The following is a 26650-nucleotide window of genomic DNA, read 5'->3' as shown; positions in this document are numbered from 1 at the left end:
TTACTTGGATACCTATTATTGAAAACGTTCGTTTTTGAGCATACTTACTTGGCTTAGTGATATCACTATGTTTATTGGATCCATGGATTCTCAATAACCATTCTTGATATTGCTTTCTTGCTGCATTATACTAGATATGAGTTTTGAGAATAGAGGACAACGAGTAAATGCCAACAATTAGTGCATTTTATGGAATACTGATTCAAATGTTTTGGGGTGATCATGCACCTCCTCATTTTCATGCCTTATATGCTGAATATGAAGTTCTTATTGATATTCATACACTTGAAGTGGTTCGAGGCTCTATGCCCCGCAGGGCATTGGCTTTAGTATTAGAATGGGCTTTTCAGCACCGTGCTGAATTATTTGAGGATTGGACATTATGCGAAAACAATCAGTCGCCAAAGAAAATATCGCCCCTGGAATAGTTTGTACCGCTCCTTGGAGACTAACGAAAGTCACACCACTGCCCAATTATGAGCTTGAAGTTGAATTCAATGACGGAACGCATGGGTTTGTTGAAATGGTTAAATTGATCATGAGTGATAAAGCAGGTGTATTTGCAGTACTTCAAGATAAAGACCTTTTTAATAAGGCTCATCTTGAATATGGAGTACTCACTTGGCCTGGTGAAATTGATTTAGCACCGGATGCAATGCATGATGCAATCAAACAAAAAGGCCGTTGGGTTTTGTAATAGGCCTGGTGTGTACGTCGAGGCTGTTTTAGGTCAAGATTAGTTCCCAATTTGGCTTATGTAGTTGTCATTACCGTGCTCAAAGGCGGTTTTTTTGGGTTAATTTATCACCTGATGTTGTTTATAAAGATTTCAAGCAATAAATAAAGACCGATTAACATACAAAATTTAATGGTTAAGATCACATTGAATTAATAATTTTCTACAATCTTGACCGAAAACAGCCTCGACGTACACACCAGGCCTTAGATGCGTTTTTATTTAATTACGGCCGTAGAAATCCATTTTTACCTAAAATTTTATGGGACGATAAAGAAAGTACACTAAAGCTGATTAAATTTATGTTAGATAAATGCGATAGTTCACAAATTAAAAAATATGTTACTCGGCCTGGTGTGTACGTAGACCATGTTTTCGGTCAAGATTATAGGACTTTATTTGCTCACAATGAATTGAATAATTATATTTTGATGCATAACCTAACTTTAACCAGTTGATACAAATCACAATAAATACGTATAAATTACATCTACAGTGGATTTAAACCTGAAAACCAGTGTTTCGGGATGATAATGACAACTACATTAAGCAAATGGGAACTAATGTTGACCGAAAACATGGTCTACGTACACACCAGGCCAAGAGCGATCACCTAAAAATGTGAATAAAGATATGTTTTAAATATGACCACCTGCCTTTGATTTCTGAGCTTAAGAGCATTTAACAGTATGAGCGAAGCGAATTCATTTAAAGCAGATTAAAAGAAAGATTTAGATTTGTGCCTCGTCATTCATCGCTCAGTCGCAAAAATAAAAATAATGTAGTATTTATTTAAGAACAATGAGGAACGGAGCGAGCAAAGCGAGTGAGTAGTCATTGTTCTTAAATAAATGCGGAGTTATCTTTTATTGCGACTGAGTGATGGGTGATGAGGCAATCGATTTTTAATTATTGCTTTGTTTGTTTTTTTATTTGATTATTGGCCGTAGGCCAATTCCTTTAAAGTTAATAAGGTTAAATTATTTATGAGCGTAGCGAATTCCTTATTATTAATTATCCACAGAACATCCTTGTGGATAATATTCAAGAAGGTTTAAAGGGGACTATAAGTAAGAACGGACACTTAAAAGCTATTCTGTAAGACACTTAAATTTCATTATGACAAAATATATACAGTGAGTTTTATTAAAAATGGGAGTTTATTCCATGTAACTCACATCTTTTCCAGGTAATCAACGTTCTTTTCCCTCTCTAATTATAGATAATGATAAAAATTAGGGGTTGTGAGGCATTTTAGTGGTGTTGGGGGTATAGAGGGGCATCTCTAATAACAAAGGTAATGGTATTGAAGTAGGTTGCAGCGCCTATTCCCGCAATTTGTGGCGACGCTCAAGGGATTCTCTTCGTCTGCGTTCTTTTTCTCGCAACCGCTCTTTTGTTTTCTGCTCACCCTTAAGCATGTCTTTCATTACATCAATATGGGTTTTAGAATTCCCTTTGGGGGCTATAAAATCAAGAATATTACGTGCGGCAGCCTGATACTCCTGAGCATTGGCAATAAAGGTGCTTCGCTTCTTATTAAGCCGTTTACGCGCAAGAGCTCGTTGGGCGGATAGCGCCTGCAAGTTAATGTTACAGGCTTTGAAAAAGGCTGGGGTAAGGCATTTCACGGCAGCAAGACCAATAAAGCGCTCTTTACCCGCATCCACTTTGACATCAAAACGCTCGATCATTTTTAAATAGCCTGCACGAACCAGTAATTTAATGGCGCGTTGTGCGCGCTTTAAACCAATCCCTGCCTTATCGGCAAGAAATTCAATGGTAAGAGAGCGGAATCCTTCACTGGCATGAGGCACACCTACCCGAAGACTTGCAAGTTCCGTGTAATGTAATAAAACCTGAGCAATACTTGCCAAAGCTTCACGTGCCTCAGAGCGCTGCTGGCGCGTTGAATTGCGGCGCATACGGATTTCTTTAAAATAAGATGTGGGTAAACCGTAGTAACGCCGCCAGGCGTCAATCGCCCAGGTAATAATTTTGGGGCGATCCTTATGTTCCTGTGGCTTTTGAAAAAAACGCGGGGACTCAGGATCGTGTCCGCACCAGTTACCCTGACGCACCACCCCTGCCCTGCGAGAGCTGTAGTTTGTGTCTGTTGATTTTTCGATGAACTCAATGCAATCCATCACTAACGCACTTTCTTGCATGCGTACAATATCCTTAGCACTAGCTAATTGTTGACTAATCAATTACTTAACGCTAAGATATAATTGTCTAGGTTATATTTTAGCATTAACCGGAAAGCCCGCGTCAACGGGCTTTTTTTTTGCCTTTTTTAAATCATCAATAGAAAGTTATCGTTTATTACTTAACCCGTCAACCCCCTTTTTTTATATAACCAGTTGAAATATAGCATTTTTTTATGTTTTGTTGGTTCACAATTGGTTCACATGAATACTTATAAAATGGTTCACTATTGGTTCACATAGCACCAAGCAATTTTCCTAAATGTATTTTATATTTTCCACTAACAATGGTTCATAAACGGTTCACGAATATGTTACTTTAATGGTTCACAATTAACGCAGGGCAAGCTAGAATAATAGTTCACAAACAGTTCACAAAATAATGGTATTAGCCTTTGTTTAATTAAAATATACGCATATATGGAGCCATGGTAATCGGTTCTTAATTGGTTCACAACAAAAGATGCTAAATGGTTCACAATCAAATTAAATAAGCAGGAAATTCAATTCCAAATTCAAGCTAAATAATCCCTGAGTATAGGTTCACAATTGGTTCACATTGGAAGATGCTTAATGGTTCACAATAGGCACACAAAAACGCCTTTTACATATATAAAATTTTTTTTATATGTTTTAACTACTTTATCATTGACCTACATAAACGAGTATGTAATTGTATGTAGTAACCGTATAAAAACCAAATAAACATACAAGGCACAAATAATGGAACAAATAAGCTGGACTAACTCGGACATACGTAAATTATTTAAAATGGATAATCGTTTTAAATCTGTTCAGACATTATATAATGCTGAAGATCGAGGCGAAATACCAATAGCAAAAAGAGAGGCCAGGGGGAAAGTTTCAACTAGAGTATGGGAATTAGAACAACTACCTGAAATCGGAAAAAGATTTGGGTTTTTGAAGCCACCGGCACAACAAAAAAGATTATGTAAGTATATGCAAAAAGGAGGGGTGTATAAAACGACTTCCAGCTATAATGAGGCACGTACTTTAGCACTTAATGGTATAAATACTATATTAATAGGATTAGATCCTGAGTGTTCTGTTTCAGATATAATAATTCCTCAACAAGAGCTTAATAGGCTTGATGATTTTGAACAAGGAAAAGGCTTATTTCATTTTTTTGTTGAAAATACACCCTTAGAAGAAATCATTCGCCCCACGTCATTACCCACCCTCGACTTTATACCTGAAACACACGATTTAGTTAAGTTAAATAAATGGATGTCTTTTGAAAAACGTCGTGAATATATCTTCCAAGATAAATTAATACCGCTCCTCTCTAAATATGATGTCATCATCTTTGATAACAGCCCCACATGGAATCATCTCGTAGAAAATTCCATTTTGGTTTCATCATCAGTTGTTATGCCATTAGGATGCAGCCTTCTTGCGTATAATGCTTCTTCGACTAATATGCAAAACATTTGGGACTTTCAAGATGTTATGAAGCTAACAGACCAAGGAATAATCATGTTTAGCACTGCACTTGAAAGAAGCTCGCTTAGTCAACAAATAAATGCAACGTATCTGAGTCGTTATGTAGACTATATGATTACTACACCAATACGCAAATCTGTTAAATGGGAAGAAGCTCTAATGTCTAAACAAACCATATTAGAATACGCTCTTGGCTCCTCTCAGGCAGAAGAATACTACCATCTGATATCTGAATTATGGGGTAGAGTTAATAATAACGAAATTAACTTCGTAGATCTTTTGCTAACTAACGAGCTAGAGGCTATCTGATGGCTATAAAAAAGGGAGCGTTCGAATTATATACTCAGGAAAGAAAACTGCCAGAAAAAAGGGTGAAAAGCCCAGCCAAAGCAAGCCATTTTTTTGATGATATTTATACTAAAGATAACGGTTCACAATTGGTTCACGAGCAAAGCCTAATCCAACAATCAGTACCAGCTGAAAACCCATCAGTTCACCCGAACTCCGTATCCAATAACAATGCAAATAACGGTTCACAATTGGTTCATGAGCAAAGCCTAATCCAACAATCAGTACCAGTTGAAAACCCATCAGTTCATCCGAACTCCGTATTAAATAATAATGCAAATAACAGCTCACAATTGGTTCATGATCGGTTCACAACCAATGAGGAAGCTCAGGTTGGAGACCAACCAAATCATTCGAACCCGGTATTAAATGATAATGCAAACAATAGTTCACAATTGGTTCATGATCGGTTCACATCCAATGAGGAATCTCAGGTTGGAGACCAACCAAATCATTCGAACCCGGCATTAAATGATAATGCAAACAATAGTTCACAATTGGTTCATGATCGGTTCACATCCAATGAGGAAGCTCAGGATGGAGACCAACCAAATCATTCGAACTCAGTATTAAACGATAATGCAAATAACGGTTCACAATTGGTTCATGATCGGTTCACATCCAATGAGGAATCTCAGGCTGGAGACCAACCAAATCATTCGAACTCAGTATTAAACGATAATGCAAATAACGGTTCACAATTGGTTCATGTTCGGTTCACATCCAATGAGGAAGCTCAGGATGGAGACCAACCAAATCATTCGAACTCAGTATTAAACGATAATGCAAATAACGGTTCACAATTGGTTCATGTTCGGTTCACATCCAATGAGGAAGCTCAGGTTGGAGACCAACCAAATCATTCGAACCCAGTATTAAATGATAATGCAAATAACAGTTCACAATTGGTTCACAATAAAGTTAATGATTTGGCGTCAAACACAGGTAATGCTCAAGTTTCAGAAGTGGAAAATATTCCTCAAATTAGCTTTTCAAAATTAGTTGGCAACCAGCGGGCAATAATTATTGCACTATACAAAAACATGAAAATTAACAAATCAGACACAACTGATGAGCTAACGCTTGAGTCAATATCAAAATTAACTCATGTCAATCAAAAATCTCTTAAAAACACTTTGTTCCGTTTAAATAATGCAGGAATACTTATCCGAGCCGATCAAAAGGTTGGGCGGGGTGGCTGGGTTAAATATAAAATAAATACTCACATCATAAGAGAAATTCAGCAGAAGGAGTTTTTCAGATAAATGGTGTTTTTTTTGTGGTTCTATCACGTTGTGATAATAGGAGCAATTTCGGTTTAAAAGAACATTATATAGAGAAATAAATCAAAAATAGTTTTTATCTTCTCTGATCGAGAGGCAGAGTTAAATATAAAATCAATACTTCACATCATAAGAGAAATTAAGTAGTAAAATTTTTTTTGAATAGTGATAACCTACTTTCAAGCCCTAAGATATTACATACATAACTTATTGATAGAAAGTAATTCAGGTAATAGACTAAGAAGAAAATTATAACTTTCTTTATAAATACCTTCAGAACTAGATTCACGAGGACCCGCCACATTTAATGTACGAATATCATACTCCTTAATCCATTCAATACATTTAGATAGATTATCTTCGTCTGATGATGACAAACTAATAAGAAGATACGGGGTAAGTCAGGATACGTGTGCAAATGGGTCACTTCATTTTCAAAAAAGGCTATAACCCTCACTGCGTATAGGCTATAGCCTTTTGTCATAGAAATTGCTTTCAGACTAAATACCAAGTTCACTATGCGAACCAAGTCGAACTAGTTGCAACGTATTTATATCTGGTTTTCTATAGATAAGAATTAAATCAGGCTTAATGTGGCAGTCACGATGATCACTCCAGTTATTAGTAAGAGCATGGTCGCGGTGCTTTTCTGCTAATTCATTATCATTTGCAAGAGCTACCAACACCTTAACAAAGAGAGTTTCTAAAACCTCTCTATATTTTCCCTTCTTTTCACGTTTGTAGTCTTTTTTAAATTGAGTGGTTTTTTCAATCCCCCGCATTTAAATCATCCATTAGAGAATCAATACTTTTGAATGAGCGTAACTTACCTCTTCGAGCCTCTTTCATAGCCTCAATTGTTTTTTGATTGGGTACTAGAGGTTCAAATGGTAAAGCCTTTTCACTCGCCACACGTGTCAATAAGAGACGAAATGCATCAGATACCGTTAACCCCATTGAGGCCAACACAGCAGAAGCCTCTTCTTTAATATGCCCATCGATTCTAGCTCGAACAACCGCATTTGCAGTCATAATACTCTCCATCACCTTATAAGCTACATTGTAGCCCATTTATGCAACTTCCGCCACTTCACTATCTATTTTAAATAGAGTTCTATCCCTTGTTAGGTACAGATTTGCGGGGCGACGCGCTAAATCCAGAACATACTCACCAAAGCGCTTAATTTGTTCGGTTATGTATGGACTCATATGACTCAGATCTTCTGCTGTAATTGTATAACCCTCCTGTATTAAAGCGTGACATACATCAGAGATATCAATTACATTTTGCAGCATAATGCAATTGGCGATTAAATCATTATGCTTAACGGCTTTTTCCATCTCATCAGGATCGTTTGATGCCACTAAATATCTTGAGCCAAATCTAATCCAGTCCTCGAGCGTATGGTAGGACTCTATTTTATTTGTCGTTGCTGTGATTGTTTGTCTTAACTCTTTATTGGACACATAATCAAGCAAGAAAATCGTACGAATCACTTTGCCTAGCTCTTGAAATGCTTTATACAGCCTATTTTGATTGTTGTATGAATTAAGCTTGGACAGTATAAAGGAAGAAGATACTCCTCCTAATTTTACTGAGATGATGACCTGCATTAAGTCCTTCCAATGTTTTTCTAAAAGCTCCCAGTCAATTTCAGCCTCACAAAACATCGAATCAATATTGATATATTTTGTTTTTTTATCAACTCGATACAGGTTCAAATCTTTCCAATTGCGGATCCTCGGCATTAACTGAATTCCAAGTAAATAAGCAAAAGCAAAGACTGGTAAGGACTGCCCTTGAGTATCTGAGTGGACAATATTTGGTTGCACCTCTGAAGCATTTTTTAGTAAACCATCGATAATGTGTATGGCTTCCCATACCCCACATCGAATAAATGTTGAAAATAAAGCAATGTAATTATCAGCTATATGCCTGTAGGCTATGCCACCTTTCTTTCCGTAGCGGATATGTTGTTCTGCAATCATATTATCATCGTGTATTTCTTCAAGTGTTCCATCAACTGCAACGCGCTGGCCAGTACCCCAAGCCCGTAATAACTGAAACTCATTTAAACAATTGACCACTCTTGTAATCGCTTTGGTTAATGAGTTCAATGTAAAATGTTTTTTATTAATCCTTGATAAAGTACGTGGCTCAATTTCAAATCGTACATGCTTGGCTGTTTGGGTAGGACCAAGTCCAGTGCCATAACAGAAATTGGTTAGAATATATTTTTCAATGGCATTCTCTAATTTCGCTTCTGTGCCGGTAATTGGACCAAATTCATATGCCCAGCCTGTGTGGTGATGACCATTTGTTAAAATATCCAGCAAGCTTCTTTCTGGCAAACGCTGACGAATTAAACTCTCAATTTTTTCAGCATTGTCACTTTCAGAAGACTATTTCAATAGAAGATCAAGCATAACAAGGAATTCTCATTCATTGAAAATGACTTTTGGGGGTTTAAGTCCTCTTCAATAGATAGTAAAATACCAGAAGTTCTCTTCAATGCATGACATTCTACATCAATGAAAAATGACATCAATTTATCGATTGGCTCTGAAGTTTTGTTTAAGGGACAACCACACATTATTAAGGCTTATTTATCATTAACTTCTTTTATCTTGCTCAACAAAAATACTGGAGACGAGGTAGTTGCACAGTTAAGTTCTGTTTCTCCCATTCAAAATGCACCAACAAATGAACCCCTAATAGATACTGGGATCTCTCATCTACCTGAGGAACTATGGCAAGAGGCTGAACGACGAGCTGTTTTAATTAGACCTTTGGCCTCTGTCATGGGTCACGATTACTAGCCCACCCTCTGGCCACTCAAAGTAGCCCACTTAGGGTAAATTTTTTTAACTCACTTGTCATCTACTAAATTAAATTTCGGTATAAATTTTTTCCTGTATGACTCCCCATCAAGAACAATTCGATAAGCTTTATTTACGATACGATCTAATGCTGCGTTTGCCATAACCGGATCATAAAATAGCTCCATCCATCCTTCTATTTTACGGTTAGTAGTTATAATTAGCATAGAGTTTACATGGATAGCTGCTATTAGGGGTTTCGGCAAGCAAATTACAGATTTCGCAGGTCTTGCCTTAACCCTCTGAATTCAGTTGCATTTCTCTTTCCCTAAAAAAATAGATTTTAGCCCAAAACAGCCTGTTTCCACCCTACAAATTATTCACATAACTGGTTATATATGAATAATATAAGCCGTTTTAGTTGTATTATGCGAAGCAAACAGCTATGCTAACTCCAGGGTTGATTATTCACATAATACATACACATGAATCATGATGACTTGCTCAATGAATTTAGAACTGCACTAGAAAAGCAGGATTTGTCTCCTGCCTCAATTACCAGTTATCTTCAAGGAATAAAAGTATTCACTACATGGGTATTGGATTTTTATCAACAAGATGTTGGTCTTATTGAAGTGACATCCAATGATCTCCGTGCTTATCGAGAATATATCTCCAAAGTACTTCGACGTAAACCTGCTACCATTAACCATCACATTCAGGTATTAAAACGATTTTATGCTTGGGCTTTGCAGGCCGGACTGATTTCTGCTGATCCAGCATCAGCCATTCATTTTGTGAAGCGAGTAACGACCACTAAACCACAAGCATTAAACAAAGAAGAAATTCATGCTTTGTTACGAGCGGCTGGCCTTTCCACTCATGGCCTTTCAATAAGAAATTATGCCATTGTGCAACTCATGATACAAGCCGGTTTAAGAGTGGCAGAAGTAAAAAATTTAATACTCAGAGACGTTGTTATTAGAGAACGTTCTGGCTTTGTCACTATTGTTGATGGGAAAGGTAGAAAGCACAGAGAGGTTCCATTAAATTCAGTTGCACGCAGGGCATTAACCAGCTACTTAGAAACACGGGATGCTATTGCAGCTGATGATTCATTATTTACTACTAAGCGCGGAGTTTCAGGAACAGTCAGAGCCTTACAACAGCTGATTACCGGGCTCGCCATCCGGGCTAATATTACACGAATTAACGTCACGGCCCACACGTTGCGTCATACCTTTGCGGTTCAGTTTTTGCAGGCTAATCCAGGATGTCTTGTTGAATTAGCCATGTTAATGGGGCATGAATCTATTGACACTACAGCCATTTACACGAGAGCATCAAAAGAAAAATTAGCAGAGCATATCGAACGTTCAGGGATAAATATCGATGCACACCACGATTGAGATTACGGAAGATCAGTTAGCTATTGACTGGACACTCACTGAAAGTGATATCCAGTTTATTAACAAAACCGCAAATCAAAGTATTAAATTTGCCGCTCTTCTTTGCCACTTAAGGGCTTATGGGCGATTTATTGGAAAAGACGATACAGTACCTTTTATCGCATTAAGTTATCTTGCCAAACAATTGGGGCAACCACTTTCAGTTTTTCCTGTATTTGATAAAAACTCACATAGTTATATTCAGCAAGAAAAAATTCGTAATTATCTTGGATATACTGAGTTTAACGAGGCCGCGCAACTTCGATTAGAGGAGTGGCTTGTGATTCTCTTACGCCAAGAAACCATGGACAAAAAACAACTGATTGCCCTGGCTATTAATCACTTAAAAGCGAGCCGCGTTGAGTTGCCTTCCTCCTTAGTATTAGGCCGCCTGATAAGCCAAAAAGTAAATAAAGCGGTTGAGGGATTTCATCGAAGTATTGCAGAAAGCTTAGCTCCTGGTAAACGAAAAGAATTGTATCAATTAATCACACCAAAACACAAAGAAGCCTATGCTCAATTAGCGGAACTTAGAACATCGCCTCAGAATGCCAATAGCGAGGTCATGAATAAGTACCTTGACTATTTTGACCAAATTGAACAGTTAGGGATTCTGGACTGCAATCTGTCAGCAATACACCCTGAGGTCATCACTGAACTGGCTCAAAAAGGTCGCTACTATGATGCCGCCCAGCTACGTGATATGGCTTCTAAATTAAAACAAGAAGCCATCATTATTTGTTTTTTGCATGAAACGGCTAAAACCATTCTTGATTACCTTGTTTATGTATATAAGCGAATATTTTTGGACATTAATCGACACGCTACCCATGAAGTAACCGCCGAGCGCGAGAAAGTATCCAGACGAAACAAAGGAAAATTTAAACCAGCTAGTGAGTTCATTAAACAGGCTTATTCCCAAGCATCAGTTGGGCAGTTAACCCTCATGGAATTTGTGACCCAGTTTAATGAAGACACGATGCTTGAAACAGCCAGTGCCTGTGAGGCCATCGATAAGCTGGAGTCCTCTGGAGTTACCGATCATATCGTTAACCGATTTTCTTATGTCAGGAAATTTTCAAAACGATTTTTAAACTTAAAGCTTGGCGCAAGTGTTGGGTTAAGTTCATTAATGGAGGCCCTTGAGCTTCTTCGTCAACTTCACAATGGCGAAATTAAAAAACTTCCTGCTGTTGTGCCAACAGACTTTCTGCCAAAAATGTGGAAGGATGTGGTGTTTGATGAGAATGGGGAAATCAAAGCCCATCACTGGGAAATGGGTTTTTATTACGTCCTCAAGAAAAAAATCAGCGCGGGTGATGTTTATCTTTCAAAAAGTCGTAATAATCGTTATTTTTGGGACACGGTTTATGGTGAGCAGCCCTGGGAAAACGAGCGAGAACAACAGTACCTTAAGCTTGCGCTACCCAATGATTTTGATACACTTCTGGAGACACTACGGGGGGAATATCATCGAGTAGCCACAAATGCCAGTAAGAGTTTACCCACTAATGATTTTGTAACGATTAATGAGGGTAAATTTTGTTTCACCAAAGAGGATGCCCTGGTTATTCCACCTGAAGTGGTCAAATTACGTAAGTTAATACAGTCCAGGATGCCTGCCATTAGAATTGAGAAACTCTTGGCAGAAGTCGCCAAAATGTCAGGCTGCATGGAAGGATTTACTCCTTTTTATGCACACACGCAACCGATTAAATTTCCATTAAAGCCATTGCTTGCGGCAATCCTTGCGCATGCAACCAATATTGGGCTGTTTGGAATGGGAACCAGCGCTGTTGGCATCAGCATTGATGCGCTGACCAACGCATCTCATGTTTATCTACGACAAGACAGCATCAAAGAGGTTAATCGTCGATTAATTAATCATTTATTGACTTATCCAATCAGTGCGGAAATGACGGATGGCTCTTATTCAACCTCGGATGGTGAGCGTTACCCCATTGAGAGAAAGTTTTTTCTCTCCTCTTATTATCCAAGATACTACGGATATTATGAGCGTGCGATTTCTATCTATACGCACGTGACAAAAGATGGTGTCTTTGGTACGCAGGTTATTTCAACTGGTGAAAGAGAAGCCTCTTTTGTGCTCACGGGGTTATTAGAGAATGATACTCTGCTCAATCCTGAGTTTCATAGCACGGACACACATGGCTTTACTGAGCATCTCTTTGCTCTGCTCTATTTAAATGGGTTTTCTTTTCATCCAAGGCTTAAGGATTTAGCTGAGCAAAATATTTATAAAATTGATGATGCAATGAGCTATGGTGATTTGGATGAAGTGTTTCATGGTACAGTGGATATTGAACTTATTCGTAAATATTGGGATCAAATTGTCCGTATTGTCGCCTCATTAAAGAATGGCCTGGCTCCAGCCCATGTAATAATCCAGAAATTAGCCAATCGAACTGATAATGTATCCAAAGCAATAAGAGCTTTGGGACGTATCATTAAATCCATTTATATTTTACGTTATATTGCAGATCAAGATCTTCGTTATACAGTTCATTTACACCTCAATCATGGTGAGTCAAGACACCATCTGGCCAAAAAATTATTTTTTCTCAACAGAGGAGCCTTTAAAACCAGCGATTATGAGGAAATTATGAATAAGGCCAGCTGTTTAAGTTTGGTATCCAATGCTGTTTTAGTATGGAATACCCATCACATACAACAGATAGTTGACGAACTTCGAGCAGAAGGACTTGATATTCCAAGCGAGCACTTACAAAAAATATCCGCGCTAATGTTTAAGCACATTCAAATTTATGGCACCTATCATTTTGAGGATATTTAAGAACGTGTGATTTAATATCCGTATGAACCACTTGAAATAGTACCATAATATGGTATCATTAACCAATGAAAGCTAAACATAAAAAAGTGCTGCACAGCATATTTGAAACGCCAGTGAATGCCAGCATTATCTGGAAGGATATCGAGTCGTTGCTTGTTAGCTTGGGCGCTGAATTATCCGAGGGGCGCGGATCACGAGTACGTATAGCGCTGAATGGTGTTCGGGCTGTTTTTCATCGACCTCATCCTAAAAAAGAGGCCGATAAGGGAGCAGTTGTTTCAATGAGGCGTTTACTGAAAGAAGCAGGAGTAGAGCCATGTTAAATTATAAAGGTTATCTTGGTCATGTAGAGTTTGATGATGAAAATGAACTCTTTGTTGGCGAAGTCATTAATACCAAAGATGTCATTACGTTCCAGGCTGATACAGCGCATGGGCTAAAACAGGCATTTGTTGAGTCAATAGATGATTATATTGACTTTTGTCATGAGCGAAATGAAAAACCAGAAAAACCGTTTTCAGGGAAATTCAATCTGAGAATTTCTCCAGAGCTCCATCGTGAGGCCTATGTAGCAGCCAAACATTCTGGCATGAGCCTAAACTCATGGGTGTGTGATGTGTTGAAGCATGCTGTTTAATGTAAATTATAATGCCCTGCATTTTACGGATATTTAAGCGCTGGTAATGAGGGGGTTGATTATTCACATAATATGCCACCTGCTAAATCTGTATTTTGCTTACCTAAACCCCTATTAAATCATACAGATCAGTGGACTGTTCTGGCGATAATGCTTTCAGCCCGAAGTCATCTAAAATAAGCACATCGTATCGTGAGTAACGTTTAAAAAGCGCAGTCCATGTTTCATCCGCTCTTGCTTGGTGGAACTGATTTAACAGTTCATTCGCTCTTATAAAGCAGACTTTTTTATGTCGTTGACATGCCATTAGACCCAGGGCTTGAGCCAGGTGAGTCTTTCCGGTGCCAACAGGTCCCATGATGATGACATGGTTTTTTTCTTTGATAAACTTCCCTGTCATCAGGGTGCGGATGGCTTGTGTGACTTGTGTTGAATATCGAGCCAGTTCAAAATTTTCAAAACACTGAGGCTCCTCAAATCGAGCTTGCCTTACACGCCCAGCAAGCAATTTTTGTTGACGAGCCTCATCCTCATCCTGAAACAACATTGAGAGCAACTCTTCATAAGAGAGGGACGCTGCGCGAGCCTGTTCTACTCTTGCTAGCAGTGTGTCTGGGATCCCTGTCAAACGTAGTTTTTTTGCAAGCTCTAACATATTGATATCACTCATAATGAGCCTCCATCGTTGAGCTGTAATCACTTGCTGCGCGAATATAGGCAAAGTTCTCATGATTGGCCGAGCGCTTAGTGGAGAATGTTCTCGTGTCTTTTTTATCCAGGCCTTCCGTGAGGATTTTTTTCAATGATTGATGAGTATAATTATCAAATAAAATCGCGCGTAAACATGCATTTTCAAGGCGCTCATTACCGTATTCCTCAACCAAGCGGATGATAGCCTGGGCTTTTCTTAAGCTCGTTCTAGAGCCTTCAGCCAGTACCTTTGTGACCATTTCCTCCGTTGCCTGACCAATTGCTTTGGCCGCTTCAATACAAACGCCAGCAGTATTTTCTAAGTAATACTTTGCAGAATTATGGTAGTCATTGGGATCCGTTTCCCACTGTCCACGCCCGTAGTTACGAATATGGGTCTTAATCAAAGCATGATTCACATAGGCCTGAACGGTCTTCAAGCCAACTCTAATTTTAACCTTTGTCCCGATATGTATCGTTGGCACAGAATAAAAATTACCAGCAACAACAAAATGATGGTCACGATGAACTTGAGCATCCATCCAAATGGGCATATCAAAAGCGCCTGCTGGCAGTGGGTTTAATAAATTAAATTCTTCATTTTTAAATACGTCAATTGGCTTTTCACCAGTGGTACTGCAGATGACGTGCGATACCTTATTAGCGCACCAATCACGTGCAAAGGCGTTCATCGAGGCCAAATCATCATAGGTTATCCCCGCGATAACCTGTTCTTTTACCAATTGAACACTACGCTCAACCTTCCCCTTGTGCTCGGGCGTTCGAGCCTTCGCCGGATCGGCTATAAAGTCATAAAAGCGAGATAACTCTGCATAGGTTTCATTGACCGTTGGATCATAAATATGTGCTTTAATAATTCCCGATTTCAAATTGTCTAAAAGAATGCAGTTGGGCACGCCTCCAAAAAAATGAAAGGCATTGATATGGCTTTGCGCCCATGATTGCTGATTTTGAGAATGTACAAACTCAACATATCGATACCGACTATGTGATAACGTCATAATAAAAGCGTATGTTTTTTTATTATTGATAAACCCAACAAACGCATAGTCAACTTGTGCTTCATGCCCAGGCTTTGTTAACAAATGTACCGTAGCCTTAGGCAACGAGGGGAAATGACGTTCAATATAACGACTAAGACTTCTTCGACTGCTAACAAGACCATTATCGCTTAAAATTCGGTGTATCTGCATATGGGTAATCCACTTCTCAGTGAGGAGTGATGCTATTTTTTCGTGATGCGCCTCAAGTTCTTTTTCTGATTTATTGGGTCTGTTGTTGGCTGTAGTATTAACGATTTTATTATGTATCTGCAAAGCGATAACTTCGAGCTCATCATTGGAAATATCCTCCTGATAACCCAAATCCTTGGCCATTGAAACGTACTTGCGTATGCTCATTCGTGAAACGCTTAGAGACTTTTCAATATTGCGTTGAGTCATCCCTTTTTTGTGCTGATATAGCACCTCTCTAATTTCTGCCATTGTTTTAATCCTCATCTCATAACAAATCCGTTAGTTATTGGTAATGACCAAACTAACACTGTTTATTTGCTACTCAAAGTGGGACTCAGAGATGGCCATGGAGTGGGCCATTAATCGTGGCCAAACCCGACCTTTAGTGGGCTAGTAATCGTGGCCCATGACACTCCCAGCAGTTAACAGGAAATCACCAGTTATTACATCATAGTGCTGATTTTTTTCAGGCAATGATGATCGTGGGATTAGTAGGTATTGGAATTTCTATTTTTTCGATTGATTAAATCTATGATAAAAAAACTATAGTTTTTCTAAGGATAACTACATTTGGGTATTCCTGCCCATCGTGATCAGTCATTATCGCCCTACCGTGATCAGTGATTATCGCTTGATCGTGATCACCGATTATCGCCTGATCGTGATCACTTTTCCCAAAAAACAGGAATAGGTGATCACGATGCCACCACTCCATATGGGGCGTGGCTTTTGCAAGCATTAGCACCGGTTATACTAGTTAGTTTAATCGGAGAGTAAAAATGTCAGCAAAAGGAACATCTATGCGTAAATTGATTCAGATACTGCGTCTTCATTTTGAGTTAAAATTAAGCAGGCGCCAAATAGCAAACAGTCTTAGTGTATCGGTTGGTGTGGTTATCAAATACATCAATCGAGCCCTGGATAAAAATCTTTCATGGCCTCTTCCTGAGGGGATGGACGAGCCAGCTTTACTTGAAATTTTAAAGCCGAAAGCCGCTCATGCCAGCCTAAACAAGGCGCTAGACTTAATAGATTTCGCAAAAACTCACCAAGAATTAAGCCGAAAAGGCGTCACATTACAGTTGCTTTGGGATGAACATCAATCAGAACAAGAAGGCGCTTTAAGCTATTCTCGTTATTGTTACCACTATCGTGCTTATAAGCAAAGCCTAAAACGCTCGTTGCGTCAGACACATAAGGCGGGAGATAAGGTTTTTATTGATTACAGCGGTGTTACGTTCAGTATTATTGATCCTGAAACAAATGACATCAGGGCTGCTGAAATTTTCGTAGGTGTTTTGGGTGCCTCTAAGTATACGTTTGCTGAAGCCACATGGTCTCAGCAACTTCCTGACTTTTTGGGTTCTCAACGCCGGATGTTTGAGTTTTTTGGCGGTGTTCCAGCACTTGTTGTGCCAGATAATCTCCGTTCAGCCATCAGTAAATCATGTCGATATGAGCCTGATACGAATCCAACATACGCACACTTCATTGAGCATTATGGCACAGCTGTACTTCCAGCAAGGCCTTATCGTCCTCAAGACAAAGCATCTGTTGAATCAGGTGTTCAAGTTGCTCAACGTTGGATATTAGCCCGATTACGACATCAAACCTTTGTGGGTCTTAATGAACTCAATGCAGAGATTGCACGGCTATTAACCATAATGAACCAAAAACCATTTCAAAAACTACCTGGATGTCGCGAGTCAGTCTTCATGGAAATGGACAAACCTGTATTAAAACCGTTACCAGCAGATGCCTATTATTACAGGCAGTACAAAGCGTCTCGCGCAGGTATTGATTACCATGTTGTGCTTCAAGGGCATTATTACAGCGTGCCTCATAGGTACTGCGGCCAGCTCATTGATTTATGGTTTAACCAGCATACGGTTGAATGTTATTTTGAAGGAGAGCGCATAGCGATGCATCTGTATTCAAGCATACCAGGTAAACAATCCACGATTTCTCATCACATGCCCAAGAGGCACCGCATACACACCGAGCAATCAAAAGAGAGATATTTACGGTGGGCGAGCGAGATAGGTGCTTGCACACACATGGTCGTAAAAAGAATATTTGATGAAAAACCTCACCCCGAACAGGCTTACCGTTCCTGCCTTGGTATTTTGAAACTAGCGAAACGCTATGGAGAAATCCGTTTAGAGCAAGCCTGCTCCTATGGTGTACACCAGGGGGCATACAGCCGTAAAAGCGTGTTATCCATTCTAGAAAATAACCTTGACCAAGGAGCAAAAATTCATGCATCACGTGACGTGAACCTACATGGATTAACGCATGACAACATTAGGGGCTCTCAGTATTACCACTGAGTCTGTATCAACAATTTTTAATTAAAAAACAAGGAAAAAAATGAACAATGAATCCGTATTAGAACAAATGAGACAACTAAAAATGACGGGCATGCAGGAGGGCTTTCGTGAACAACAAAGCCAACCCAAACACGCCGACTTAAGCTTTGAAGAGAGGTTAAGTCTCTTGTTGGACCGCGAAATACTACGCAGAGACAATAATCGTGTGCAGAGTTTACAGCGGCGAGCAAAACTCAGGCAATCTGCAGCCATTGAAGATGTTTGTTATAAAAATAAGAGGGGTTTGGAAAAGGCAAAAGTGATGGCTCTTGCTAAATGTGACTTTGTTCGTCACCATCAAAATTTACTTATAACCGGACCTACCGGCTGCGGGAAAACATATCTTTCATGCGCTATCGGAAACCAAGCTTGCCGTCTAGGTTATAAAGTTCGCTATTTATTGTTAACGCGATTTTTAGAAGAAATGAGCATCTCACATGCCGATGGAAGCTATGCCAAGTTAATGACGCAATTACACAAGGATGATGTACTGATTCTTGATGACTTTGGATTAACAGCAATCAATGCAGCACAACGCCACGACTTGTTTAATCTTATTGAAGATCGGTATCAGCTAAAATCGACCATTATTACAAGCCAGTTTCCTGTGGCTAAATGGCATGAGTATTTAGGTGAGCCAACCATCGCCGATGCCATACTCGATCGCATCTCTGAAAATGCACATCGAATAGAACTCAACGGAGAGTCCATGAGAAAAAAAGAAATTGCTTCATCGTGATCACTTTGTAATAATCTCACCGCTTGTAAAAACAGCGCAGTAATAGGTGATCACGCTAGGCGATAATCGGTGATCACGTTCGCAGGAATACCCAAAATACTTGAGCTAATGAACGATTTATTCAATTGGCAGCATATATCATTAACTAAATAACGAGTTTTAAAATTATCGGAGCCATCAATAATTAAATCGTAGTGAGGAATATAATATAGGCGCGGTTTTCTGGACACAAAAAAAGGTTTTTTAAGAGCTATTCTTCTTAATACAAAGAGGAGAATAAAATGTCTAAAAAGCGAGCTTATTATACGGCGGCCAAGAAGGCAAAAATAACGCTAGCTGCGATTGAGGGGAAACTCACACAAGCGCAAATTACCAGTGAATACGGTGTTCACGCAACGCAGGTAAAAACTTGGAAGCAATCGGCCATCAAAGCCATTAACGATTTATTCTCTGGGGCTAATGAAAAAGAAGCCAAGTCCCAAGAGCAGCTTGTTGAGGCATTATATCAAGAAATTGGTCGACTTCAAGCGCAGCTATCTTGGCTAAAAAAAAAGCATGAACTTTAGTCTGGATGAAAAGCGCGTCATGATTGATCCTCTTGCCGAGCTCACCATTCGTGAACAATGCTTGCTATTAGACTTGCCTGTTTCAAGTTATTATTATAGTGCCAAGCCCATTTCTGTCGAAGATGAAGCGCTTATGGCGCTACTTGATGAGCACTATCTGCAGTATCCATGTGAAGGTAAAATTAAGCGGGCAAGATGGCTGTCAAAAGAAGTAGGCTATCCTGTTGGTAAACGTCGAGTAAAAAAGTTGATGGAAATGATGGGGTTATCGACTGTTTACCCAAAGCCAAATACAAGCGTTCCCAATAAGGAGCATGAGGTGTTCCCTTATTTATTAAAAGAGGTGGATATCACCAAACCAAATCAGGTTTGGGCCGCAGATATCACCTACATCCGCATGAAAGGAAAGCATGTGTATTTAGTAGCTATTATGGACTGGTATAGTCGTTATGTGATTGGATGGGCTATTTCACCTACTATGGAGGCTGAATTTTGTATTGAGGCGCTTAGAAACGCTTTGCTGCATTCGCGTTGTGAGATCTTTAACACGGATCAGGGTTCTCAATTTACCTCAAAAGATTGGATAAATACGCTAAAATCTCACCACATTTCTATCAGCATGGATGGGCGAGGACGTTATTTAGATAATATATTTATCGAGCGATTGTGGCGTAGTGTTAAGCAAGAAAAAATCTACCGGTATGATTTTGATACAATTGAAGAGGTTGAGCTGGCCTTAACGGAGTATTTTGAGTATTATAATAACCGAAGGCTTCACCAGTCCTTTAATTATTTAACGCCCGCAGAGGTGTATTATGGCCGGAAAAGACCATAAACCCTAAATGAGAGCGTCATGACTTACCCACAAGGCCCACAGGCCTATACGAGAAAGTGAAGCTCTCCTGACCTGTGGACTTGTGGATAAGTCATTCTGATAGAGTTGTGGTAAAATGACCTAAGACAATTCGTAGTAGCAATCACTATTCATACGGTATTGAGTAGGTTTAAATAGGTTAATTTGAGTGAATTTTTAACTATAAATGATGGATGAATAGCTCTTATTTTTCCTTAATTTTGTTCCAGACATGCGGACCCATATCAATAATAGTATTTGCAATTTCAATATTTAATTTTGAATTGTATTCAATTAAATTTGTTTCTGAGTTTATGGAGCTTAGTTTTTGGTAAGCAATAGATGATTTGGTGCTCCCAATATCATGTTCTGTGTATAGAATTTGTCTATGTAAATTAGACAGAGTCACGAAATCATAGTCAATAAAACCTACTTTCCCAATGCCACCAGCCACCAAGTACATAAGAGCTGGGGAGCCTATTCCTCCGACTCCAATTACTAAAACAGAAGCTTCCGCTAATTTAAGCTGGTTTTCTTCCCCAAGAAGATTAATTTGTCTACAATAGCGTTCTGATGGCATATATGACTATAAAAAAATAACGAAAAAATTTATTGAATCTAGAGCATGAACTGAAACTTTAGATACTTTAAGCTCAATATCAGCTCATTGTATTCTCAAAATCTTTTTATGTCATCAACCTGAGCATTTGTATTTGTAAAGTTGTTAAAAGGGAACGGATGTGATTAACAAAATATTAGGAAGATTTATCAGGGGAGTTTCGGAAAATATTGGTTTAATCTATTTTTTTATTTTACCAGTATATTTTCCTATCCGAGCACTTGGTGTAGAGCTTAATGCCTATGCTCAAGTCTTGCATGAAAGTACTAGGCTCATTTTATTTTTTTCACAAATTACAATTCTAATTGCATTTACCAGTATTTTCTTATCATTTTTCATGGACTTCTTAAATAAAAATTATTTTAAAAACAGTGAACATTTGTTGATTCACTGGTATCGTTTTATTGCATCAATCCTTAGTATTATTTTTATTATTAGTAGTTACTTCGTTTTAAATCCGGCTAATAAGCTCCAGCTTTATTTTTGGAGTGGGGCACATTATTTTATCATCTCATTTTTTCAGCTTTTAATCAGAGCTGAGTTAAATACATATACAAAAAATCAAAGAGTCGGTGTGACCCAGGCTAATAATTACTTCGGATTTAGTTTGAACCTAGTTGGAATCATTTCAATATTTATTTTTGGATGGTTTTATGAAAATAACGAGTTAACTGTTTATAGTAAATATTGTGTTTATTTAGAAGTCATATTTGTTATTTACTTACTGATTATTCGTGGATATTGGAGGGACTGTTTAAAGATAGTCTTAAAATTTGGGAGATTAGGGGCATTTTCTTATATTATATTGATCACCATAGCATTAATATTTTCTGGTTGTTTATCTTTATTTGTTATGTCTATTGGGGTTCTAGCTCCAATGCTGACAATTGTATTCATAGGTATAATATATAATAATTTTAAAAAATCATTACACACGAATGACCTTAAACTGATAATTAATATTTCATTGGGTTATGGGCTGATTTTAGCAGTGTTTACCGGTTCGGTATTAACTTATTTCTTACACAATCTGCATGGAAGTATTGATTTATTTAATTTTGCATATTCCTCTGAACCTTTTGTTTCTTTAATTTTAGGCGCCATAATGGCCTGGTCACTAGTTAAGAGCCATACTGAATATTCCCGAATTAAATTATATCAACAAATTTCTTATATAAATTACTTAGTGCCATTGGTTTTTTTGATTTTTTATTATTCTTTAATTAGTGAGCAGCATGTGAGTATTTTACTAATAGGGGTTTAGGTAAGCAAAATACAGATTTAGCAGGTGGCATATTATGTGAATAATCAACCCCCTCATTACCAGCGCTTAAATATCCGTAAAATGCAGGGCATTATAATTTACATTAAACAGCATGCTTCAACACATCACACACCCATGAGTTTAGGCTCATGCCAGAATGTTTGGCTGCTACATAGGCCTCACGATGGAGCTCTGGAGAAATTCTCAGATTGAATTTCCCTGAAAACGGTTTTTCTGGTTTTTCATTTCGCTCATGACAAAAGTCAATATAATCATCTATTGACTCAACAAATGCCTGTTTTAGCCCATGCGCTGTATCAGCCTGGAACGTAATGACATCTTTGGTATTAATGACTTCGCCAACAAAGAGTTCATTTTCATCATCAAACTCTACATGACCAAGATAACCTTTATAATTTAACATGGCTCTACTCCTGCTTCTTTCAGTAAACGCCTCATTGAAACAACTGCTCCCTTATCGGCCTCTTTTTTAGGATGAGGTCGATGAAAAACAGCCCGAACACCATTCAGCGCTATACGTACTCGTGATCCGCGCCCCTCGGATAATTCAGCGCCCAAGCTAACAAGCAACGACTCGATATCCTTCCAGATAATGCTGGCATTCACTGGCGTTTCAAATATGCTGTGCAGCACTTTTTTATGTTTAGCTTTCATTGGTTAATGATACCATATTATGGTACTATTTCAAGTGGTTCATACGGATATTAAATCACACGTTCTTAAATATCCTCAAAATGATAGGTGCCATAAATTTGAATGTGCTTAAACATTAGCGCGGATATTTTTTGTAAGTGCTCGCTTGGAATATCAAGTCCTTCTGCTCGAAGTTCGTCAACTATCTGTTGTATGTGATGGGTATTCCATACTAAAACAGCATTGGATACCAAACTTAAACAGCTGGCCTTATTCATAATTTCCTCATAATCGCTGGTTTTAAAGGCTCCTCTGTTGAGAAAAAATAATTTTTTGGCCAGATGGTGTCTTGACTCACCATGATTGAGGTGTAAATGAACTGTATAACGAAGATCTTGATCTGCAATATAACGTAAAATATAAATGGATTTAATGATACGTCCCAAAGCTCTTATTGCTTTGGATACATTATCAGTTCGATTGGCTAATTTCTGGATTATTACATGGGCTGGAGCCAGGCCATTCTTTAATGAGGCGACAATACGGACAATTTGATCCCAATATTTACGAATAAGTTCAATATCCACTGTACCATGAAACACTTCATCCAAATCACCATAGCTCATTGCATCATCAATTTTATAAATATTTTGCTCAGCTAAATCCTTAAGCCTTGGATGAAAAGAAAACCCATTTAAATAGAGCAGAGCAAAGAGATGCTCAGTAAAGCCATGTGTGTCCGTGCTATGAAACTCAGGATTGAGCAGAGTATCATTCTCTAATAACCCCGTGAGCACAAAAGAGGCTTCTCTTTCACCAGTTGAAATAACCTGCGTACCAAAGACACCATCTTTTGTCACGTGCGTATAGATAGAAATCGCACGCTCATAATATCCGTAGTATCTTGGATAATAAGAGGAGAGAAAAAACTTTCTCTCAATGGGGTAACGCTCACCATCCGAGGTTGAATAAGAGCCATCCGTCATTTCCGCACTGATTGGATAAGTCAATAAATGATTAATTAATCGACGATTAACCTCTTTGATGCTGTCTTGTCGTAGATAAACATGAGATGCGTTGGTCAGCGCATCAATGCTGATGCCAACAGCGCTGGTTCCCATTCCAAACAGCCCAATATTGGTTGCATGCGCAAGGATTGCCGCAAGCAATGGCTTTAATGGAAATTTAATCGGTTGCGTGTGTGCATAAAAAGGAGTAAATCCTTCCATGCAGCCTGACATTTTGGCGACTTCTGCCAAGAGTTTCTCAATTCTAATGGCAGGCATCCTGGACTGTATTAACTTACGTAATTTGACCACTTCAGGTGGAATAACCAGGGCATCCTCTTTGGTGAAACAAAATTTACCCTCATTAATCGTTACAAAATCATTAGTGGGTAAACTCTTACTGGCATTTGTGGCTACTCGATGATATTCCCCCCGTAGTGTCTCCAGAAGTGTATCAAAATCATTGGGTAGCGCAAGCTTAAGGTACTGTTGTTCTCGCTCGTTTTCCCAGGGCTGCTCACCATAAACCGTGTCCCAAAAATAACGATTATTACGACTTTTTGAAAGATAAACATCACCCGCGCTGATTTTTTTCTTGAGGACGTAATAAAAACCCATTTCCCAGTGATGGGCTTTGATTTCCCCATTCTCATCAAACACCACATCCTTCCACATTTTTGGCAGAAAGTCTGTTGGCACAACAGCAGGAAGTTTTTTAATTTCGCCATTGTGAAGTTGACGAAGAAGCTCAAGGGCCTCCATTAATGAACTTAACCCAACACTTGCGCCAAGCTTTAAGTTTAAAAATCGTTTTGAAAATTTCCTGACATAAGAAAATCGGTTAACGATATGATCGGTAACTCCAGAGGACTCCAGCTTATCGATGGCCTCACAGGCACTGGCTGTTTCAAGCATCGTGTCTTCATTAAACTGGGTCACAAATTCCATGAGGGTTAACTGCCCAACTGATGCTTGGGAATAAGCCTGTTTAATGAACTCACTAGCTGGTTTAAATTTTCCTTTGTTTCGTCTGGATACTTTCTCGCGCTCGGCGGTTACTTCATGGGTAGCGTGTCGATTAATGTCCAAAAATATTCGCTTATATACATAAACAAGGTAATCAAGAATGGTTTTAGCCGTTTCATGCAAAAAACAAATAATGATGGCTTCTTGTTTTAATTTAGAAGCCATATCACGTAGCTGGGCGGCATCATAGTAGCGACCTTTTTGAGCCAGTTCAGTGATGACCTCAGGGTGTATTGCTGACAGATTGCAGTCCAGAATCCCTAACTGTTCAATTTGGTCAAAATAGTCAAGGTACTTATTCATGACCTCGCTATTGGCATTCTGAGGCGATGTTCTAAGTTCCGCTAATTGAGCATAGGCTTCTTTGTGTTTTGGTGTGATTAATTGATACAATTCTTTTCGTTTACCAGGAGCTAAGCTTTCTGCAATACTTCGATGAAATCCCTCAACCGCTTTATTTACTTTTTGGCTTATCAGGCGGCCTAATACTAAGGAGGAAGGCAACTCAACGCGGCTCGCTTTTAAGTGATTAATAGCCAGGGCAATCAGTTGTTTTTTGTCCATGGTTTCTTGGCGTAAGAGAATCACAAGCCACTCCTCTAATCGAAGTTGCGCGGCCTCGTTAAACTCAGTATATCCAAGATAATTACGAATTTTTTCTTGCTGAATATAACTATGTGAGTTTTTATCAAATACAGGAAAAACTGAAAGTGGTTGCCCCAATTGTTTGGCAAGATAACTTAATGCGATAAAAGGTACTGTATCGTCTTTTCCAATAAATCGCCCATAAGCCCTTAAGTGGCAAAGAAGAGCGGCAAATTTAATACTTTGATTTGCGGTTTTGTTAATAAACTGGATATCACTTTCAGTGAGTGTCCAGTCAATAGCTAACTGATCTTCCGTAATCTCAATCGTGGTGTGCATCGATATTTATCCCTGAACGTTCGATATGCTCTGCTAATTTTTCTTTTGATGCTCTCGTGTAAATGGCTGTAGTGTCAATAGATTCATGCCCCATTAACATGGCTAATTCAACAAGACATCCTGGATTAGCCTGCAAAAACTGAACCGCAAAGGTATGACGCAACGTGTGGGCCGTGACGTTAATTCGTGTAATATTAGCCCGGATGGCGAGCCCGGTAATCAGCTGTTGTAAGGCTCTGACTGTTCCTGAAACTCCGCGCTTAGTAGTAAATAATGAATCATCAGCTGCAATAGCATCCCGTGTTTCTAAGTAGCTGGTTAATGCCCTGCGTGCAACTGAATTTAATGGAACCTCTCTGTGCTTTCTACCTTTCCCATCAACAATAGTGACAAAGCCAGAACGTTCTCTAATAACAACGTCTCTGAGTATTAAATTTTTTACTTCTGCCACTCTTAAACCGGCTTGTATCATGAGTTGCACAATGGCATAATTTCTTATTGAAAGGCCATGAGTGGAAAGGCCAGCCGCTCGTAACAAAGCATGAATTTCTTCTTTGTTTAATGCTTGTGGTTTAGTGGTCGTTACTCGCTTCACAAAATGAATGGCTGATGCTGGATCAGCAGAAATCAGTCCGGCCTGCAAAGCCCAAGCATAAAATCGTTTTAATACCTGAATGTGATGGTTAATGGTAGCAGGTTTACGTCGAAGTACTTTGGAGATATATTCTCGATAAGCACGGAGATCATTGGATGTCACTTCAATAAGACCAACATCTTGTTGATAAAAATCCAATACCCATGTAGTGAATACTTTTATTCCTTGAAGATAACTGGTAATTGAGGCAGGAGACAAATCCTGCTTTTCTAGTGCAGTTCTAAATTCATTGAGCAAGTCATCATGATTCATGTGTATGTATTATGTGAA

At 38.7% G+C, this 26650-nt stretch carries 28 protein-coding genes; 14 read left to right on the top strand and 14 right to left on the bottom strand.

Annotated elements, in window-relative coordinates; all coding sequences use genetic code 11:
* The first annotated feature begins 167 nt into the window (after nt 1–167).
* Together HRS36_RS17820 and HRS36_RS17815 are read left to right on the top strand one after the other, a co-directional pair.
* Nucleotides 168–428, top strand: a complete 261-nt coding sequence (locus tag HRS36_RS17820; RefSeq protein WP_173235446.1) for a DUF4160 domain-containing protein — start codon at nt 168–170, stop codon at nt 426–428.
* Nucleotides 383–697: a DUF2442 domain-containing protein gene (locus HRS36_RS17815; RefSeq protein ID WP_173235448.1), complete on the top strand. Its 315-nt coding sequence runs from the start codon at nt 383–385 to the stop codon at nt 695–697. The genes HRS36_RS17820 and HRS36_RS17815 overlap by 46 nt, the downstream gene beginning before the upstream one ends.
* Nucleotides 698–2061: 1364 nt before the next feature.
* Here the strand turns inward: HRS36_RS17815 and HRS36_RS17810 are convergent.
* A complete protein-coding gene (locus tag HRS36_RS17810) occupies nt 2062–2904 on the bottom strand; it encodes a hypothetical protein (protein WP_226905666.1) in 843 nt (280 codons plus the stop codon).
* A gap of 762 nt (nt 2905–3666) precedes the next feature.
* Here HRS36_RS17810 and HRS36_RS17805 point away from each other — a divergent pair.
* Complete coding sequence (locus HRS36_RS17805; RefSeq protein WP_173238604.1) at nt 3667–4716, top strand: ParA family protein; 1050 nt, start codon at nt 3667–3669, stop codon at nt 4714–4716.
* Complete coding sequence (locus HRS36_RS17800; protein WP_173238603.1) at nt 4716–6020, top strand: hypothetical protein; 1305 nt, start codon at nt 4716–4718, stop codon at nt 6018–6020. The genes HRS36_RS17805 and HRS36_RS17800 overlap by 1 nt, the downstream gene beginning before the upstream one ends.
* Nucleotides 6021–6232: 212 nt before the next feature.
* Here HRS36_RS17800 and HRS36_RS17795 read toward each other — a convergent pair whose 3' ends face one another.
* The 4 genes from HRS36_RS17795 to HRS36_RS17780 all read right to left on the bottom strand — a co-directional run bounded on the left by HRS36_RS17795 (nt 6233) and on the right by HRS36_RS17780 (nt 8390).
* Nucleotides 6233–6421, bottom strand: a complete 189-nt coding sequence (locus HRS36_RS17795; RefSeq protein ID WP_173238691.1) for a YpsA SLOG family protein — start codon at nt 6419–6421, stop codon at nt 6233–6235.
* Between the two features lie 117 nt (nt 6422–6538).
* Nucleotides 6539–6820 carry a type II toxin-antitoxin system YafQ family toxin gene (locus HRS36_RS17790; protein ID WP_173238602.1) on the bottom strand — a complete coding sequence of 94 codons (282 nt, stop codon included), beginning with the start codon at nt 6818–6820 and terminating at the stop codon, nt 6539–6541.
* Nucleotides 6807–7070: a type II toxin-antitoxin system RelB/DinJ family antitoxin gene (locus HRS36_RS17785; protein ID WP_006871683.1), complete on the bottom strand. Its 264-nt coding sequence runs from the start codon at nt 7068–7070 to the stop codon at nt 6807–6809. Before HRS36_RS17785 ends, HRS36_RS17790 begins: the two co-directional genes overlap by 14 nt.
* A 39-nt stretch (nt 7071–7109) precedes the next feature.
* Nucleotides 7110–8390: a Tn3 family transposase gene (locus HRS36_RS17780; protein ID WP_173238601.1), complete on the bottom strand. Its 1281-nt coding sequence runs from the start codon at nt 8388–8390 to the stop codon at nt 7110–7112.
* A 180-nt stretch (nt 8391–8570) separates the two neighbouring features.
* Here HRS36_RS17780 and HRS36_RS17775 point away from each other — a divergent pair, with 180 nt between their 5' ends.
* Entirely contained in the window at nt 8571–8858 is a 288-nt protein-coding gene (locus HRS36_RS17775) for a hypothetical protein (protein ID WP_173238600.1), read from the top strand.
* 50 nt (nt 8859–8908) lie between these two features.
* Here HRS36_RS17775 and HRS36_RS17770 read toward each other — a convergent pair whose 3' ends face one another.
* Complete coding sequence (locus tag HRS36_RS17770; RefSeq protein ID WP_173238103.1) at nt 8909–9085, bottom strand: ATP-binding protein; 177 nt, start codon at nt 9083–9085, stop codon at nt 8909–8911.
* A 258-nt stretch (nt 9086–9343) separates the two neighbouring features.
* Between HRS36_RS17770 and HRS36_RS17765 the strand changes: the two genes are divergently transcribed.
* The 4 genes from HRS36_RS17765 to HRS36_RS17750 all read left to right on the top strand — a co-directional run bounded on the left by HRS36_RS17765 (nt 9344) and on the right by HRS36_RS17750 (nt 13758).
* Nucleotides 9344–10267, top strand: a complete 924-nt coding sequence (locus tag HRS36_RS17765) for a tyrosine-type recombinase/integrase (protein WP_173238594.1) — start codon at nt 9344–9346, stop codon at nt 10265–10267.
* On the top strand, nt 10251–13121 hold the full coding sequence (locus tag HRS36_RS17760) for a Tn3 family transposase (RefSeq protein ID WP_173238595.1): 2871 nt from the start codon (nt 10251–10253) through the stop codon (nt 13119–13121). The genes HRS36_RS17765 and HRS36_RS17760 overlap by 17 nt, the downstream gene beginning before the upstream one ends.
* Nucleotides 13122–13186: 65 nt before the next feature.
* Nucleotides 13187–13444: a type II toxin-antitoxin system HicA family toxin gene (locus HRS36_RS17755; RefSeq protein WP_173238596.1), complete on the top strand. Its 258-nt coding sequence runs from the start codon at nt 13187–13189 to the stop codon at nt 13442–13444.
* The gene (locus tag HRS36_RS17750) at nt 13438–13758 is read left to right on the top strand and encodes a type II toxin-antitoxin system HicB family antitoxin (RefSeq protein WP_133137737.1); all 321 of its coding nucleotides are present in this window, start codon (nt 13438–13440) and stop codon (nt 13756–13758) included. The genes HRS36_RS17755 and HRS36_RS17750 overlap by 7 nt, the downstream gene beginning before the upstream one ends.
* A 103-nt stretch (nt 13759–13861) precedes the next feature.
* Here HRS36_RS17750 and HRS36_RS17745 read toward each other — a convergent pair whose 3' ends face one another.
* Both HRS36_RS17745 and istA (HRS36_RS17740) read right to left on the bottom strand, forming a co-directional pair.
* Complete coding sequence (locus HRS36_RS17745; protein WP_173238599.1) at nt 13862–14428, bottom strand: ATP-binding protein; 567 nt, start codon at nt 14426–14428, stop codon at nt 13862–13864.
* A complete protein-coding gene (gene istA / locus HRS36_RS17740) occupies nt 14421–15968 on the bottom strand; it encodes an IS21 family transposase (protein WP_173235442.1) in 1548 nt (515 codons plus the stop codon). The genes HRS36_RS17745 and istA (HRS36_RS17740) overlap by 8 nt, the downstream gene beginning before the upstream one ends.
* Nucleotides 15969–16483: 515 nt before the next feature.
* On the opposite strand from istA (HRS36_RS17740), the gene istA (HRS36_RS17735) reads away from it, so the two are divergent.
* The gene (gene istA, locus HRS36_RS17735; RefSeq protein ID WP_173236263.1) at nt 16484–18034 is read left to right on the top strand and encodes an IS21 family transposase; all 1551 of its coding nucleotides are present in this window, start codon (nt 16484–16486) and stop codon (nt 18032–18034) included.
* A gap of 40 nt (nt 18035–18074) precedes the next feature.
* Complete coding sequence (gene istB, locus HRS36_RS17730; RefSeq protein WP_173236264.1) at nt 18075–18812, top strand: IS21-like element helper ATPase IstB; 738 nt, start codon at nt 18075–18077, stop codon at nt 18810–18812.
* A gap of 50 nt (nt 18813–18862) precedes the next feature.
* Here istB and HRS36_RS17725 read toward each other — a convergent pair whose 3' ends face one another.
* On the bottom strand, nt 18863–19042 hold the full coding sequence (locus HRS36_RS17725; RefSeq protein ID WP_226905664.1) for a ThiF family adenylyltransferase: 180 nt from the start codon (nt 19040–19042) through the stop codon (nt 18863–18865).
* A gap of 51 nt (nt 19043–19093) precedes the next feature.
* Between HRS36_RS17725 and HRS36_RS17720 the strand changes: the two genes are divergently transcribed.
* Both HRS36_RS17720 and HRS36_RS17715 read left to right on the top strand, forming a co-directional pair.
* Nucleotides 19094–19378, top strand: a complete 285-nt coding sequence (locus HRS36_RS17720) for a transposase (protein ID WP_173235475.1) — start codon at nt 19094–19096, stop codon at nt 19376–19378.
* Nucleotides 19368–20213, top strand: coding sequence for an IS3 family transposase (locus HRS36_RS17715; protein ID WP_173235473.1), 846 nt, complete (start codon nt 19368–19370; stop codon nt 20211–20213). Before HRS36_RS17720 ends, HRS36_RS17715 begins: the two co-directional genes overlap by 11 nt.
* A 223-nt stretch (nt 20214–20436) precedes the next feature.
* On the opposite strand, the gene HRS36_RS17710 is transcribed toward HRS36_RS17715, so the two are convergent.
* Entirely contained in the window at nt 20437–20811 is a 375-nt protein-coding gene (locus tag HRS36_RS17710; protein WP_173238598.1) for a HesA/MoeB/ThiF family protein, read from the bottom strand.
* 160 nt (nt 20812–20971) lie between these two features.
* On the opposite strand from HRS36_RS17710, the gene HRS36_RS17705 reads away from it, so the two are divergent.
* Nucleotides 20972–22114 carry a hypothetical protein gene (locus tag HRS36_RS17705; protein WP_173238597.1) on the top strand — a complete coding sequence of 381 codons (1143 nt, stop codon included), beginning with the start codon at nt 20972–20974 and terminating at the stop codon, nt 22112–22114.
* A gap of 103 nt (nt 22115–22217) precedes the next feature.
* Here the strand turns inward: HRS36_RS17705 and HRS36_RS17700 are convergent, their stop codons facing one another.
* From HRS36_RS17700 to HRS36_RS17685, 4 genes are all read right to left on the bottom strand, one after another.
* The gene (locus HRS36_RS17700) at nt 22218–22538 is read right to left on the bottom strand and encodes a type II toxin-antitoxin system HicB family antitoxin (RefSeq protein WP_133137737.1); all 321 of its coding nucleotides are present in this window, start codon (nt 22536–22538) and stop codon (nt 22218–22220) included.
* Entirely contained in the window at nt 22532–22789 is a 258-nt protein-coding gene (locus HRS36_RS17695; protein ID WP_173238596.1) for a type II toxin-antitoxin system HicA family toxin, read from the bottom strand. The genes HRS36_RS17700 and HRS36_RS17695 overlap by 7 nt, the downstream gene beginning before the upstream one ends.
* Before the next feature lie 65 nt (nt 22790–22854).
* Nucleotides 22855–25725 (bottom strand): Tn3 family transposase, encoded by a 2871-nt coding sequence (locus tag HRS36_RS17690; RefSeq protein ID WP_173238595.1) that lies wholly within the window; start codon nt 25723–25725, stop codon nt 22855–22857.
* Entirely contained in the window at nt 25709–26632 is a 924-nt protein-coding gene (locus HRS36_RS17685; RefSeq protein ID WP_173238594.1) for a tyrosine-type recombinase/integrase, read from the bottom strand. Before HRS36_RS17685 ends, HRS36_RS17690 begins: the two co-directional genes overlap by 17 nt.
* Between the last annotated feature and the right edge of the window lie 18 nt (nt 26633–26650).

This window comes from Legionella antarctica (genome assembly GCF_011764505.1).
GTDB lineage: Bacteria > Pseudomonadota > Gammaproteobacteria > Legionellales > Legionellaceae > Legionella > Legionella antarctica.
The sequence above is the reverse complement of the archived record's forward strand: the minus strand, read 5'-3'. Positions and strand labels throughout refer to the sequence as shown.

Bases quoted from the DNA above. Each gene is read 5' to 3' on its own strand.
- HRS36_RS17820 (WP_173235446.1), top strand. From the start codon at position 168: ATGCCAACAATTAGTGCATTTTATGGAATACTGATTCAAATGTTTTGG.
- HRS36_RS17815 (WP_173235448.1), top strand. From the start codon at position 383: ATGCGAAAACAATCAGTCGCCAAAGAAAATATCGCCCCTGGAATAGTT.
- HRS36_RS17810 (WP_226905666.1), bottom strand. From the start codon at position 2,904: ATGCAAGAAAGTGCGTTAGTGATGGATTGCATTGAGTTCATCGAAAAA.
- HRS36_RS17805 (WP_173238604.1), top strand. From the start codon at position 3,667: ATGGAACAAATAAGCTGGACTAACTCGGACATACGTAAATTATTTAAA.
- HRS36_RS17800 (WP_173238603.1), top strand. From the start codon at position 4,716: ATGGCTATAAAAAAGGGAGCGTTCGAATTATATACTCAGGAAAGAAAA.
- HRS36_RS17790 (WP_173238602.1), bottom strand. From the start codon at position 6,820: ATGCGGGGGATTGAAAAAACCACTCAATTTAAAAAAGACTACAAACGT.
- HRS36_RS17785 (WP_006871683.1), bottom strand. From the start codon at position 7,070: ATGACTGCAAATGCGGTTGTTCGAGCTAGAATCGATGGGCATATTAAA.
- HRS36_RS17775 (WP_173238600.1), top strand. From the start codon at position 8,571: ATGAAAAATGACATCAATTTATCGATTGGCTCTGAAGTTTTGTTTAAG.
- HRS36_RS17770 (WP_173238103.1), bottom strand. From the start codon at position 9,085: ATGCTAATTATAACTACTAACCGTAAAATAGAAGGATGGATGGAGCTA.
- HRS36_RS17765 (WP_173238594.1), top strand. From the start codon at position 9,344: ATGAATCATGATGACTTGCTCAATGAATTTAGAACTGCACTAGAAAAG.
- HRS36_RS17760 (WP_173238595.1), top strand. From the start codon at position 10,251: ATGCACACCACGATTGAGATTACGGAAGATCAGTTAGCTATTGACTGG.
- HRS36_RS17755 (WP_173238596.1), top strand. From the start codon at position 13,187: ATGAAAGCTAAACATAAAAAAGTGCTGCACAGCATATTTGAAACGCCA.
- HRS36_RS17750 (WP_133137737.1), top strand. From the start codon at position 13,438: ATGTTAAATTATAAAGGTTATCTTGGTCATGTAGAGTTTGATGATGAA.
- HRS36_RS17745 (WP_173238599.1), bottom strand. From the start codon at position 14,428: ATGAGTGATATCAATATGTTAGAGCTTGCAAAAAAACTACGTTTGACA.
- istA (WP_173235442.1), bottom strand. From the start codon at position 15,968: ATGAGGATTAAAACAATGGCAGAAATTAGAGAGGTGCTATATCAGCAC.
- istA (WP_173236263.1), top strand. From the start codon at position 16,484: ATGTCAGCAAAAGGAACATCTATGCGTAAATTGATTCAGATACTGCGT.
- istB (WP_173236264.1), top strand. From the start codon at position 18,075: ATGAACAATGAATCCGTATTAGAACAAATGAGACAACTAAAAATGACG.
- HRS36_RS17720 (WP_173235475.1), top strand. From the start codon at position 19,094: ATGTCTAAAAAGCGAGCTTATTATACGGCGGCCAAGAAGGCAAAAATA.
- HRS36_RS17715 (WP_173235473.1), top strand. From the start codon at position 19,368: ATGAACTTTAGTCTGGATGAAAAGCGCGTCATGATTGATCCTCTTGCC.
- HRS36_RS17710 (WP_173238598.1), bottom strand. From the start codon at position 20,811: ATGCCATCAGAACGCTATTGTAGACAAATTAATCTTCTTGGGGAAGAA.
- HRS36_RS17700 (WP_133137737.1), bottom strand. From the start codon at position 22,538: ATGTTAAATTATAAAGGTTATCTTGGTCATGTAGAGTTTGATGATGAA.
- HRS36_RS17695 (WP_173238596.1), bottom strand. From the start codon at position 22,789: ATGAAAGCTAAACATAAAAAAGTGCTGCACAGCATATTTGAAACGCCA.
- HRS36_RS17690 (WP_173238595.1), bottom strand. From the start codon at position 25,725: ATGCACACCACGATTGAGATTACGGAAGATCAGTTAGCTATTGACTGG.
- HRS36_RS17685 (WP_173238594.1), bottom strand. From the start codon at position 26,632: ATGAATCATGATGACTTGCTCAATGAATTTAGAACTGCACTAGAAAAG.